Raw genomic sequence first — 12,663 nt, 5'->3', positions numbered from 1 at the left:
CCCGTTGCTCACGCTCGACCATGGCCGCCGTCCATTATCAACATTCGATGTGGGCGCCGTTGGGGTGCGTGGCTATCGTCGAGCGGGCGGAGGCTGCGATGACGAAGATCGTGATTGTCGGGGACGTCGGTGGGTGCGCGGAGCAGCTGGCCCGGGCGGTCGGCTCGTTCATGGACGAGCCGGACACCGTGGTGATCCAGGTCGGGGATCTGGTGGACCGGGGGCCGGACAGCCCTGGTGTGCTGGCGTTCGTGCGGGAGCGGCTGGAGGCGGCGCCGTCGCGGTGGATCCAGCTGATCGGCAATCACGAGGCGCCGTACCTGGGTGGGGAGCCGTTCTGGCCGGAGCCGCTGGGGGAACCGGAGGCGGCGCTGCTGCGGTCGTGGTGGTTGAAGGAGCGGCTGCGGGTGGCGGCGGCGGTGCGGACCGCCGAGGGCGAGGAGTTGCTGGTCACGCACGCCGGGTTGACGGTGGCGGCCTGGCGGGAGCTGGGCGCGCCGGTGACGGCGGGCACGGCGGCGGACCTGTTGAACACCCGTCCCGAGGAACTGCTGTGGAGTTACGACGGACCGCTGTGGGCGGAGGCGGCGCCGGTGTACTCGTCGTGGTTGACCGACCGGGAGCCGCTGCCCTTCTCACAGGTGCACGGCCATTCGACGATCGTCAGCTTTCCGCATCGGCGGTGGATGTGCGAGGAGCGGATCCGGCAGCGGGCGAGCGTGGACTGGCAGGCGCGGCACACGGTGACGCGGATCGGGGGCGGCCGGTTCGTCGGGGTGGATCCGAAGCACGGGACGCGGGGCGCGCCGGCGTGGGCGCCGCTGGTGCTCGACGGCGCCGAGCTGCTGGTGTGAGTCTGTCCGGCACCGGCAGGTGACCACGGGCGGTAGTCTCGCGCGATGCAGCCGCGGACCGTGCTCGCCGTGCTCGCCGAGTTGGCCCCGGCCGCCGCCGAGCGCATCCTGGACGTCACCCGGGGCTCGCAGCCGATGGTGTGGCTGGAGATCGCGGAGAAGGCGCCGCGGGAGAAGGCGGTCGAGCGTCTCGCCGCCCTCGACGCGTTGCACCGCGAGGAGCGCATCCTCCATCGGGGCTGGGGTTTCCTGGCCGGTCGCGCCGAGATCGAGGGCAAGCCCCGGAAGATCCGGTTGCCGCTGCTCAGCCAGCCGGTGCGCCTGGAACGCTCGCTGCTCGGCTACCGGGTCGTCCCGGCCGGCGACGTCGAGGTGACCCCGCTGGTCGCCGACCGTGAGCTGGCCGCCGCGTTCGAGGCCGCCCCCGGCCTGGCCACACCGGGCTGGCTGGAGGCGATCGGCAGCGGGGCGTGGCTGAGATCGGTCGCCGACGCGACCGGCCTCACCGTCGGCGAGATGATCGGTCCGAGGCAGCGGGTCCCGGCCGAGGGCCTGGTCCTGGTCGCGGCTCCGGCGCTGTTCGTGGTCCGGGACGTGTTCGGTGGCGGCCTCGCCGACAGCCTGCGCAGCTGGGCCGGGCGTGATCTCTCGGCGACCGCGCTCGCCGCGATCTACACGGAGTCGCACACCGACAAGACCGGAACCGGCGAGACCGGAACCGATCACGAACCGGTCCTGTCGCCGCTGCCGCTGACCGGGCCGCAGGAACGCGTAGTGATCCGAGCCCGATCAGAACCGGTCACGGTGGTCTCCGGCCCGCCGGGCAGCGGCAAGAGCCACACGGTGGTCGCGGCCGCGCTGGAGGTGGTCGACCGCGGCGGATCGGTGCTGGTGGCGACCCAGTCGCCGCACGCCGCCGAGGTCCTCGCGGGCCTGCTGGCCCGCTATCCGGGCTCACCGCCGGTCCTCTTCGGCGACGCCGGCGGCCGGGCCGGGCTGGAGGCCGAACTCGCGGCGGGCGCGGATCAGGGGGTCGAGGCGGCCGTCATCCGTTCCGGTCAGGCCCGGGTCAAGGCCGCCCATGCGGCGGTACGGACAAAGAGCTCCGAGATCGTGTCCGAGCTGGACATCGAGCGGGCCGCCGCCACGCTCCCCGATCACCAGCCGCGCCTGCCCGGACTCTCCGCCGACCTGCCCGGCGCCTTCACCGAGAAGCTCGACGAGATCCGGGCGCTGCTGGCCGTCGAGCCGGGTGCCGGATGGTGGTCCAGGCGCCGCGCCCGCTCGGCCCGGCGCAAGGCGTTCCGGCTGCTCGGCGCGGCCGAGTCCGTACCGGAGGAAATCCTCTCCGAAGCGCTCGCCGCGGCCGCCGCCCAGCGTGCCGCCGCCCACCTCGCGGCCACCGGTGGCACCGACCTCGCCGCCCGCTGGGCCGCCCTGCACGACGCCGAGCGCGACCTGCGCGAAGCGGTCGGCCAGGCCATGCGCGACGGTGCGCGGAGCGCGGAGCGCTGGAGCCGCGAGGCTCGCCGCGCGGCCGGCGCCCTGGCCGCGGCGCTGCGGGCCGGCCGCAACCGCCGCCGCGAGTTGCTCGCCCGGATGGAGGCCGCCCCGCTGGTCCGCGCGCTGCCGCTGTGGATCGGCACGGTCGCCGACGTGGAGGATCTGCTCCCGCCCGAGCCCGGGCTGTTCGACCTGGTGGTGATCGACGAGGCGTCGCACGTGGACCAGATCCGGGCCGCGCCGGTGCTGGCCCGCGCCCGCCGCGCGCTGATCGTCGGCGACCCGCGGCAGCTGCGGTTCGTCTCGTTCGTCAGCGACGTCGACGTGTCCCAGGTCCTCGCGGCGCACGACTGCGACGAGCGTCTGGACGTCCGCCGGGTCAGCACCTACGACCTGGCCACCGCGGCCGCCCCGGTCACCTGGCTGGCCGAGCACCACCGCAGCGTCCCGCATCTGATCGACTTCCCGGCCCGGCGCTTCTACGGCGGCCGGGTCTCGGTGATGACCCGCACCCCGCTCGCCGACACGACAGACGCCATCGACGTGGTCCACGTCCCGGACGCGACCCTGGTCAAGGGCGTCAACGAGGCCGAGGTGGCGGCCGCCCTGGCCACCGTGGAGCGGCTGGCGGCGGCCGGTCACCGGGGGATCGGGGTGATCAGCCCGTTCCGCGCCCAGGCCGAGGCCCTGGAGTCGGCCCTGCTCAAGGCGCTGTCCGTGGAGCGCATCGAGGAGCTGCGGCTGCGGGTCGGCACGGTGCACGCGTTCCAGGGCAGCGAGGCCGACGCTGTGGTGGTCTCTTTGGCCCTGCTCGACGGTGACCCGCCGAGCCGCCGCCGCTTCGTCACCGATCCACAGCTGTTCAACGTCATGGTCACCCGCGCCCGTCGCAAGCTGGTCGTGCTCACGTCGCTGACCAGCCCACCCGGTCTGCTCGGCGACTATCTACGGCACGCCGAGGGGCCGCGCGCCGATGAGACCGGCACTGAGCCGTCGGGCTGGGCCGCCGACCTGGCCACCGAGTTGAAGCAGCTCGACGTCGAGGTCCGGCCGGGGTACCCGGTCGGACCGTGGACCATCGATCTCTGCGTGGGGGACGTCGGCGTCCTCTGCGCCGTACACCCGGATGGTCCCGACGCTCACCTGGAGCGCCAGGGCGCCCTGCACCGAGCGGGCTGGCAGCTGATCGACGCCTTCCCGAGCCGCTGGCACGGTGACGTCCGCCGCGCCGCCCTGGAGATCGCGGCCCTGATCTGACCGGTTGCACGACCGCTCCCAAGGCGTATCGTCACCGATAAATATCTTTACTCACACGGGGGATCGTCCGATGAGGCGTCTCGCTGTTGCGTGCTCCGCGTTTCTGGCCGTCGCTCTCCTGCTTGCCGGGTGCGGCGAGGAGAAGAAGGCGCCGGGCGACAAGGTCACCTATCTCACCGCCTTCGGCGCCGTCGGCCGGGACGCCTTCGCCTGGGTGGCGCAGGAGAAGGGGTACTTCCGGGACGCCGGGCTCGACGTCACGATCCAACTGGGCGCGGCGACCGGCGAGAACCTGAAGGTGCTCGCCGCCGGTCGGGCCCAGTTCGCGAGCCTCGACCTGACCGGCATGTGGATCCTCGCCGGTAAGGGGGAGTATCCGGACGTCCGCGCGATCGCCGCGATCCATCAGCAGACCCTGGTCTCGATCGTGTCGCTGGAGGGCGCCGGCGTCACCCAGCCCAAGGATCTCGAGGGTCGTCAGGTCGGCGCCGCGACCGGCTCGGTCAACCAGTTGCTCTTCCCGGCGTACGCGGGGCTCGCCGGCGTCGATCCGGCGAAGGTGAAATGGGTGAACGCGCCACCGGCCCAGCTGCCGGCGCTGCTGGCCAGCGGGCGGGTGAACGCCCTGAGCACGTTCCTGATCGGTGCGAAGGGCCTGTCGAAGGCCGCCGGCGGCAAGCCGACGGTCGTCCTGCCCTACTCCACGTACCTGCCGGAGCTGTTCGGCAACGGCCTCGTCGCGCCGCTCGCGATCACCCGCGACCAGCCGGATGTAGCCCGCCGCTTCCGCGACGCGGCGCTCAAGGGTCTGCAGTACACCCTGGAGCACCCGGAAGAGGCCGCCCAGATCATGAAGAAGGCGCAGCCGGCCGCGGACGTGACAGCCGCCGTCGGCGAGATCACCCTGATGAAACCGTATGTGAAGCCGTCCGGCGTGATCGACCGGCAGCGGGTCGCCGCCGCGATCGCCACCCTGGAGAAGAACAAGCTCATCCCGCCGGGGCTGACGCCGGACTCGGTCGTCGACTTCGCCCTCGCTCCGGCGAGCTGAGCCGATGACGCCCGCCACGTACTCCTTCGACAACGACGACCCGGTCGCGGCGGGCCGGCACCGGCTGCTCGCCGAGGTTCTCGATCCGTTCACGGTCGAGCGGCTGGCCGGGCTCGGCGACCTCACCGGCCGCCGGTGCCTGGAGGCCGGCGCCGGTGGCGGCAGCGTCGCGACCTGGCTGGCGGAGCGCGCCGGGCCGGGCGGATCGGTGCTGGCCACCGATCTCAACCCCCGCCACCTGCGAACGGATCTGGGGTACGCGGTGCTCCGGCACGATCTGAGCGCCGAGCCGGTCCCGGATCCGCCGTGGGATCTGATCCACGCCCGGCTGGTGCTGTCACACCTGCCCGCCCGCGCCGAGATCCTGGACCGGCTGGCGGCCGCGCTCGCGCCGGGCGGGACGCTCGTGATCGAGGAGTGGGCGTCGGCCTATCGCGGGCTCGTCCTGGCCGCGCCGGACGCGACGGCCGCCGCGCTGGTGGAGCGCTACCACGACATCCTGGTGGGGCGGTTGCTGCCGGGCAACGGCGGCGATCCGGCGTGGGGCGGATCGGTGCACGGCGCGATGCTGGCCGCCGGGCTCTGCGGGGTCGGCACCGAGATCCGGGCCTCGTCCTGGGCCGGTGGCACCGCCGGGGCGCGGCTCATCGCGGTCAACATCGAGCAGCTGCGGCCCGGTTTCCTCGCCGCCGGGCTCACCGAACGGGACCTCGGTGAGCTGTGCCGGTTGTCGGAGGATCCGCGGCTGGTGATCCGCGGGCATTTCACCTACTCCACGGTCGGGCGCCGCCGGTGAACCGCTGGTCACCGCCGGTTCTCGGCACGCTCGGTGCGGTCGCGCTCTGGTGGGGCGCGACCGCGGTCTTCGGCATCCGGCCGCTGTTCCTGCCGGCCCCGCCGGACATCGTCGCCGCCTTCCGCGCCCAGCCGGGGTACCTGATGCGAGCCGCCGGCGCCACGCTGGGCGTGACCGCGGCCGGCTTCGCTATCGCGGTGGTGACCGGGCTGCTGGTGGCGGTGGCGCTGACCGCCTCGCGCACCCTCGAGCGGGCCGCCCTGCCGGTGCTGGTGGCGCTCAACTCGGTGCCCAAAGTGGCGATCGCCCCGCTGCTGGTGGTGTGGCTCGGCTTCGGCAGCCAGCCGAAGATCGTGCTGGTTCTGCTGATCTGCGTGTTCCCGGTCGTGGTGGCGACCATGGCGGGGCTGACCTCGACCCCGGCCGAGCTGGGGGAGCTGGGCCGGTCGCTGTCCGCGTCCGGGTGGCAGACCTACGTCAAGATCAGGCTGCCGTGGGCCCTCCCGCAGATGTTCACCGGGCTGAAGGTCGCCGTCTCGCTCGCGGTGATCGGTGCGGTGGTCGCCGAGATCAGCCAGCCGGGCGGCGGGCTGGGCGCCGTGGTCGTGCTCTCCGGCATGTCCTTCGACACGCCGCTCGCGTTCGCCGCCATCGTGCTGCTGGCGTTGCTCAGCACCGCCCTGTTCTACCTGGTCGTGGGGCTGGAACGGCTGCTGGTGCCGTGGGCGCGGGCGATCAGCGGATGATCCGGCTGAAGGGGGTGTCGCGGACGTTCCCGACCCGCGACGGCGAGGTGGCGGCGCTGCGCGACCTCGACCTGGACATCGCGGAGAACCAGTTCGTCGCGGTCGTCGGGCGGTCGGGGTGTGGCAAGTCGACCCTGTTGCGCCTGATCGCCGGGCTGCTCGAGCCGACCGGCGGGGCGCTGACGATCGACGGTGCTCCGGTCGGCCGGCCCCGCCAGGACGTCGTGCTGATGCATCAACTGCCGGCTCTGCTGCCGTGGCGTACCGCGCTCGGCAACGTCATGCTCCCGGTGGAGATCCGGCGACTGCCCCGGGACGAGTACCGGGCCCGGGCGGCCGACCTGCTCGACTCGGTCGGGCTGGCCGGGTTCCACCAGCGGCACCCGTACGAACTCTCCGGCGGCATGCAGCAGCGGGTCGCGCTCTGCCGGGCGCTGATCCAGCGGCCCCGGGTCCTGCTGATGGACGAGCCGTTCTCCGCGCTCGACGCCCTCACCCGTGAGGAGCTGGCGACGCAGCTGCAGGCGATGCACCTGGCCGCGCCGGCCACGACGGTCTTCGTCACCCACTCCATTCCGGAGGCGGTCCTGCTGGCCGACCGGGTCGTGGTCCTCGGCACCCGGCCCGGCCGGGTGCGGCGGGTGCTCGACGTCGGCATCCCGCGGCCCCGGTCGTTCGGCCCCAACGCATACGTGGCGCGGGCGGCCGAGTATGTCGCGGAACTGCACGACCTGCTGCTCGAGGAGTAGAAGACAGCGAGGCTGACGCGAGGCGATCGGTCGCCGGCGGGCGCCTCGCGAAATCCGCGAATCGCTACGTGACCTGGCCGTACGCGTGACACTTTCTGCAGAGAGTGGGTGAGATGCGTATGTTAGGTAGAATTCGTGTCAGTACGCGGCTCTTTGGCGCCTTCGGGTCGGTTGCGCTGTTGTTGATCGTCATGATCAGCGTTGCCGTCGCGAGCAGCGTCGCGCAGCGCCACGCGAGCCAGCGGGCGTCCGAGTCCTTTGCGCTGCGACGCGATGCGCTGGTTGCCAAGTTCCGCGCCGCTGACTTCAACGGCTGGCAGACCGCGTACGCGTTCGACACGATCCGGGGCGTGCCGGGCGCCACCGATGCCGCCGGCCGTATGCGCGCGAAGTTTCTCGCCTCGACGGCGGCTTTCCAGGAGGATCTCGCCCGGGTCGGAGCACGCGAGCTCACCGCCGCCGAACGGCAGCAGCTGACCGTCGCCGAGAACGCCTTCGACCACTTCATGAAGATCGACGAGCAGATCGTGGCTGGATACCGGACCGGCACGCCCGACGCGGTCAAGGTGTCCAACGAACTGGTCTCCGGCGAGGCCCTGTACTGGTTCGACCAGATCGCCTCCGCGGTCGATCAGCTTGCGGTACAGGCGGAGGCCACGGCCGCCGCGGACACCGCCGCGGCACGCACGACGTACACCAGAGGGCTGCGGCTCCAAGTTCTGGTCGGTGCCATCTGTCTATTGATCACTGCGGTCCTGGCCTGGCTGGTGACCCGCATGATCGCGAAAACGGCTCGAAACAAGGCGATTCTGGCCGCGATCGTCGAACAGTCCGCCGATGCCACCCTGGCGCTCACTCTCGACGGGACCATCACGACCTGGAACAGCGGCGCCGAGCGCGTCTACGGCTACACCGCCGCTGAGGCCATCGGCCGTTCCGTGTCGACGCTGCTGCAACCCGGTCGCACAGCCGGGCTCGCCACCGCGCTCACCGGTCTGGCTGAGGGCCGGCAATTCCAACTCGACGAGGCGCCACGGCGGCGCAAGGACGGCAGCGAAGTCTTCGTGTCGACCATCCTCTGGCCACTCCGCGACGACGACGGCAAACTCATCGGCGGCGCGGCCACCGAGCGCGACGTCACCGCCCGCAAACAACGCGCGGCCGCACAGAAGATCGCCGACGAACGTGCGGCGCGGGCCGCCCGGATGGAGAGTCTCGGTCAGCTCGCCAGCGGGGTGGCACACGACTTCAACAACCTGCTGGCCATCATTCTCAACTGCACCGAGCTCGTCGCCGAGGACACCGGCGACCAGGTGGCAGGTGATCTGGCCCGGATCCGCAACGCCGCCGACCGGGCTCAGGAACTGACCAGCCAACTATTGCTGTTCGCCAAACGGGAACCGGTCCAGGTCGAGATCGTCGACCTCAACGTGGTCGTCACGGACGCCACCGACCTGCTGAGCCGAGCCATCGGAAACAACATCACGTTGCATTGCGACACCTGTTCCGATGCCCTGCCGGTGCGCGCCAACCGTGGCCGGCTCGACCAGATCCTGCTCAACCTCGTCGTCAACGCGCGCGACGCGATGCCCGAGGGCGGAACCGTGACCGTGACGACCGGCACCACCGAGCTGTCCGAAGGCCCGGCCCAGACCCTGCCGGCGGGGCGCTACGCCCAACTGGCGGTCAGCGACAACGGCACGGGGATGAGCGCGGAGGTCAGGGACCGAATCTTCGAGCCCTTCTTCACCACCAAACCGGTCGACCAGGGCACCGGTCTCGGCCTTGCCACCGTCTACGGCATCGTCAGCGACACCGGCGGCACCATCATCGTGGACTCCACGCTCCGCGTCGGCACCACCTTCCGGATCCTGCTGCCGATCGCCGACTGATCAGCTGTGCAGCTTCTTGTAGATCGGTGCGAGCTGCTTGTGCAGGCTGGTGTAGATGTCGTAGATGTCGTCGTACTTCGCGCGATCCTCGCCGGGCTGAAAGACGTCGTCGTTCCGGGCGAGCGCCGGGATGTCCGAGAACTCGATCATCCCGGCACCGACCGCGCCGATCCACCCGGCGCCGCGCGCGTTCACCGCGACCGGGTTCGTGTCCCGGCGGATCTCCATCCCCAGCACATCCGCGAAGATCTGGCACCACGAGCTCGACCGTGCCGCACCACCCGTGATCACCATCGACGTGACCGGCGCGCCGAGGAACCTGTCCACGGACTTCGCCATCCACCGGGTGTTCAGCGCGACTCCCTCGAACACCGCGCGCAGCATGTCCGAGCGGCTGGTCTCGAGGGAGATGTTGAGGAAGCCCGCGCGCAGGTTCGGATCGTCGACCGGCGCGCGTTCGCCGTACAACCAAGGCATGTAGAGCACGCCGTCGGCGCCGGCCGGAACCATCGGGATGATCTTGTCGAAGGCGTCGAAGATGGTGCCCTCGTCGCGGGTGAGGCGCCGGCCCGACAGCAGCGGGTCGTCGTACTCGACGATCTTGTCGCGCAGCCAGGTCAGGTTCGCCCCGGCGGTCGCCTGCAGCGCGGTCATCAGATAGCGGTCCGGCAGCGCGCACGGGATCGACGCGATGCCGCTGCCCACGTCGGTCTTCTTGGCCGGTACGTGCGCCGCGATCCACGACGATGTGCCCAGGTAGAGGTGCGGCTCGTTGTCGCGCACCGTGCCGGCCCCGATCGCGGCCGCGGTGTTGTCGATCGCGCCGGCCACCACCTGGACCGACGCCGGGAGGCCGAGGTGATCGGCGGCGCTGGGGGCTAGCGTGCCGATCACCTCGGTGCATTTCACGATCGGCGGGAACTTGTCCGCGTCGATCCCACTGGCGGCGACCAGCGACGGGGCGTACCGGATGCCGTCGGCCTTCCGGTTGTCGGTGACCCACGAGGTGAGGATCGAGTCGACGGTCGCCACCGTGCGGCCGGTGAGCTTCAGGTTGATCCAGTCGAGGACGTTGAGGAACGTCTTCGTCCTGGCATACACATCGGGCATCTCGTCGCGCACCAGAAGCATGTGCGCGGCGGGATCCTTTCCGGTCACCGACGGCATCCCGCCGGTCAGCCGGAGCCATCGAGCGATCTTGAAGACCGAGATTCCCTGGTACGACGGGAAGCCGCCGAACTGCTTGCGCAGATGATCCGCCCCGCGCATGTCCAGCCAGGAGATGCACTGGGTGAGCGGCTCACCGTTCGCGTCCACCGCGATCGTGCCCTCGCCCTGCGTCGAGGAGCAGATCGTGGTCACCGCGCGCAGGTGCTCCGGGAAGTCGCGCCCGAGGTCGGCGACGACCTCGGCCAGCGCATCCCACCAGGCGACCGGGTCCTGCTCGGCGCCCCCGCCGGGCAGCACCCGCAACGGCACCGGGCGTTCGGCCCAGCCCGTGACGGTCCCGTCGACGGCCACCAGGGCGGCCTTCATCCCGGACGTGCCGAGATCGATCGCCAGGACCTGCGGCGGTGTCGCCACCTAGACCCCCTCGACCTGGGCGAAGACCTGGTCGAAACGGTTCAGCGCGTCGTCGATGACCTCGTCGGTGTCGGCCAGCGAGGTGTACATCCGGGAGCCCGCGAGGGTGATGACGCCGTGCGCCGCGTACGCCGCGCCCATCTGCTCCATCAGCGTCTTGCGCGCCTTGTTCTCCTTGAGCAGCTTGATCGGGCTGCGCATGTCCAGCAGCATCACGCCGCTGCACTCCAGGTGGACGATCGAACCCTGGTTGTACGCCACGTACGGCAGCCCGTACTTGTCGATCAGCTTCTGCAGCCCACGGGTCAGCCGGTCCCCGGCCTTGCCGGCGACGACCGGCGCGTTGGTCCGGGCCATCTCCTGGATCGCGAAGTACCCGGCCGCGCAGGACAGCGGGTTCGCCGACAGGGTGCCGCCGACCTGGATGTGCGCGCCGCTCTTGCCGTCCAGCCCGGAGCCGAAGACGCTCATCGCCTCGGACTTGCCGCCGACCCCGCCGGCCATCGGGTACCCACCCGAGACCGCCTTACCGAAAACGGTCAGGTCCGGGGTGACCCCGAAGTAGCCGGCCGCGCCGCCGAGCCCGGTCCGGAACCCGGTCACCACCTCGTCGAAGATCAGCATCGCGCCGAACTCGTCGCAGAGCTTGCGGACGGCCGCGTTGTAGCCGTGCGGCACCGGCCGGGTGCCGGACTCCGGCCCGAACGGCTCGACGATCACCGCGGCGGTGCCGCCGCGCAGCCGGTTCTCGATCAGCTTGCGCTTGAGGGTGCCGAGGTCGTGCGGGAACGCCTCGCGGGTACGGCCGGTGGCGCCCCACGGGATGCCCTTGGCGTTCATCCGGAAGCTGCCCGGCACGCGCAGGCCGTAGACCACGGTGTCGGACCAGCCGTGGTACGCCCCGCCGACCTTGATCACCATCTTCTTGCCGGTCTTCGCCCGGGCCGCCCGGACCGCCGCCATCACGGCCTCGGTGCCGGAGCCCAGCGACCGGTACATCTCGATGTGCGGCATGTACTGGTTGATGATCTCGGCGAGCTTCAGTTCGTACTCGTGGAACAGGCCGGTGACCGGCCCGCTCTCCTTGATCACCTCGGCCACCCGCTCGTTCACCGGGCCATAGTTGCTGCCCAGGATGGTCGGCCCGCCGGCCTGCAGGAAGTCGATGTAGACGTTGCCGTCCCGGTCGGTCAGGTGCGCGCCCTCGGCCTTGTCGATCGCCAGCGGGAACGGGTAGTTGAAGGCCAGGTTGTGCTGCACGCCGCCGGGGATGCGCCGCTTGGCCCGCTCGGTGATCTCCTTGCTGGCCGTGCACTTGGTCTCGAAGTAGTTCAGCACGTCCAGCAGCGCGTCGTGGCGCAGGCCACGGACCGGCTGGGCGACCAGGGCCTTGAGCCGCCGCATGGTGTCCGGGACGTCCAGGTACTCGCTGATCATGTAGCCCAGATCCTCGCCGGGCGTGACCTCCGGAACCTCGGCGACGCTCGGCAGCACCTCGTCCTCGGGGACCCGGACCGGCTCGACCGCGTCGACGATCTGCGAGGCGATCCGCTTCTCGTCCTTCTTCAGCTTGCTGAAGGCGATCTCCCGGATCGTCGCCGGGATCGTGTAGACCTTCCCGGCCTCGCTGGTCAGCGCCATCAGGTAGGCGATCGAGACCTTCTCCAGCAGCGCCATGTTGAACACAGCCCGCGACGGATCGGTCCCGACGGCCACCACCCCGTGGTTGGCGATGATGAACGCGTTGTCCCCGCTCACCACCTTCTTCTGCACGTTCTTCGCGAGGAAGCCGGTGCCGGACGGCGCGTAGTCGATGATCGCGACCTCTTTGCCGAGGAAGCGGACCTGCTCGTCGGTGAGCGCCGGGATCGGCTTGCGCAGGAAGGCGAGGGCCGAGGCGTACGGCTGGTGGGTGTGCACGATCGCGTTGACGTCCGGCCGCTCGCGGTAGATGTTCGCGTGCATGCCGCACTCGATCGACGGCACCAGGCCGCCCGCGCCACCCTCGTCCGGGACGTGTTTGCCCTGGAAGTCGACGATGCAGACGTCCTCGACGCGCATCTTGTCGTAGTCGTAGTTGCTCGGGGTGACGGCGTAGAGCTCGTGGCCCGGGACACGGACCGAGACGTTGCCCTCGGTCGCCTTCAGGTAGCCACGGTCGAGCATGGTCCGGCACATGTCGACCACGTGCTGACGGGACATCCGGTGTTTCACGAGCAGATCCGATCCTG

9 protein-coding genes are annotated in these 12,663 nt (G+C 70.9%); 7 read left to right on the top strand and 2 right to left on the bottom strand.

Annotated features, from left to right (window positions below; translation table 11 throughout):
- Positions 1-98: 98 nt before the first annotated feature.
- The 7 genes from CHC09_RS05775 (at position 99) to CHC09_RS05745 (ending at position 8,848) form a co-directional block, all read left to right on the top strand.
- On the top strand, positions 99-854 hold the full coding sequence (locus CHC09_RS05775; RefSeq protein ID WP_089291946.1) for a metallophosphoesterase: 756 nt from the start codon (positions 99-101) through the stop codon (positions 852-854).
- A gap of 45 nt (positions 855-899) precedes the next feature.
- Positions 900-3,614, top strand: a complete 2,715-nt coding sequence (locus CHC09_RS05770; RefSeq protein ID WP_089291945.1) for an AAA domain-containing protein — start codon at positions 900-902, stop codon at positions 3,612-3,614.
- A gap of 70 nt (positions 3,615-3,684) precedes the next feature.
- On the top strand, positions 3,685-4,665 hold the full coding sequence (locus CHC09_RS05765; protein ID WP_089291944.1) for an ABC transporter substrate-binding protein: 981 nt from the start codon (positions 3,685-3,687) through the stop codon (positions 4,663-4,665).
- A 4-nt stretch (positions 4,666-4,669) separates the two neighbouring features.
- Positions 4,670-5,461, top strand: coding sequence for a class I SAM-dependent methyltransferase (locus CHC09_RS05760; protein WP_089291943.1), 792 nt, complete (start codon positions 4,670-4,672; stop codon positions 5,459-5,461).
- A complete protein-coding gene (locus CHC09_RS05755) occupies positions 5,458-6,207 on the top strand; it encodes an ABC transporter permease (RefSeq protein ID WP_089291942.1) in 750 nt (249 codons plus the stop codon). Before CHC09_RS05760 ends, CHC09_RS05755 begins: the two co-directional genes overlap by 4 nt.
- Positions 6,204-6,956 (top strand): ABC transporter ATP-binding protein, encoded by a 753-nt coding sequence (locus tag CHC09_RS05750; protein WP_089292592.1) that lies wholly within the window; start codon positions 6,204-6,206, stop codon positions 6,954-6,956. The genes CHC09_RS05755 and CHC09_RS05750 overlap by 4 nt, the downstream gene beginning before the upstream one ends.
- Positions 6,957-7,069: 113 nt before the next feature.
- A complete protein-coding gene (locus tag CHC09_RS05745; RefSeq protein ID WP_239138210.1) occupies positions 7,070-8,848 on the top strand; it encodes a two-component system sensor histidine kinase NtrB in 1,779 nt (592 codons plus the stop codon).
- Here CHC09_RS05745 and CHC09_RS05740 read toward each other — a convergent pair whose 3' ends face one another.
- Together CHC09_RS05740 and CHC09_RS05735 are read right to left on the bottom strand one after the other, a co-directional pair.
- Positions 8,849-10,432 carry a xylulokinase gene (locus CHC09_RS05740; protein ID WP_089291941.1) on the bottom strand — a complete coding sequence of 528 codons (1,584 nt, stop codon included), beginning with the start codon at positions 10,430-10,432 and terminating at the stop codon, positions 8,849-8,851.
- Positions 10,433-12,634, bottom strand: coding sequence for an aminotransferase class III-fold pyridoxal phosphate-dependent enzyme (locus CHC09_RS05735; protein WP_239138207.1), 2,202 nt, complete (start codon positions 12,632-12,634; stop codon positions 10,433-10,435).
- Positions 12,635-12,663 lie beyond the last annotated feature (29 nt).

The sequence above is a fragment of the Actinoplanes regularis genome, assembly GCF_900188005.1.
Taxonomy (GTDB): domain Bacteria; phylum Actinomycetota; class Actinomycetes; order Mycobacteriales; family Micromonosporaceae; genus Actinoplanes; species Actinoplanes regularis.
The sequence above is the reverse complement of the archived record's forward strand: the minus strand, read 5'-3'. Positions and strand labels throughout refer to the sequence as shown.

Coding starts and splice junctions, on each gene's coding strand:
- CHC09_RS05775 (WP_089291946.1), top strand. CDS start 99: ATGACGAAGATCGTGATTGTCGGGGACGTCGGTGGGTGCGCGGAGCAG.
- CHC09_RS05765 (WP_089291944.1), top strand. CDS start 3,685: ATGAGGCGTCTCGCTGTTGCGTGCTCCGCGTTTCTGGCCGTCGCTCTC.
- CHC09_RS05770 (WP_089291945.1), top strand. CDS start 900: ATGCAGCCGCGGACCGTGCTCGCCGTGCTCGCCGAGTTGGCCCCGGCC.
- CHC09_RS05760 (WP_089291943.1), top strand. CDS start 4,670: ATGACGCCCGCCACGTACTCCTTCGACAACGACGACCCGGTCGCGGCG.
- CHC09_RS05750 (WP_089292592.1), top strand. CDS start 6,204: ATGATCCGGCTGAAGGGGGTGTCGCGGACGTTCCCGACCCGCGACGGC.
- CHC09_RS05745 (WP_239138210.1), top strand. CDS start 7,070: ATGCGTATGTTAGGTAGAATTCGTGTCAGTACGCGGCTCTTTGGCGCC.
- CHC09_RS05735 (WP_239138207.1), bottom strand. CDS start 12,634: ATGTCCCGTCAGCACGTGGTCGACATGTGCCGGACCATGCTCGACCGT.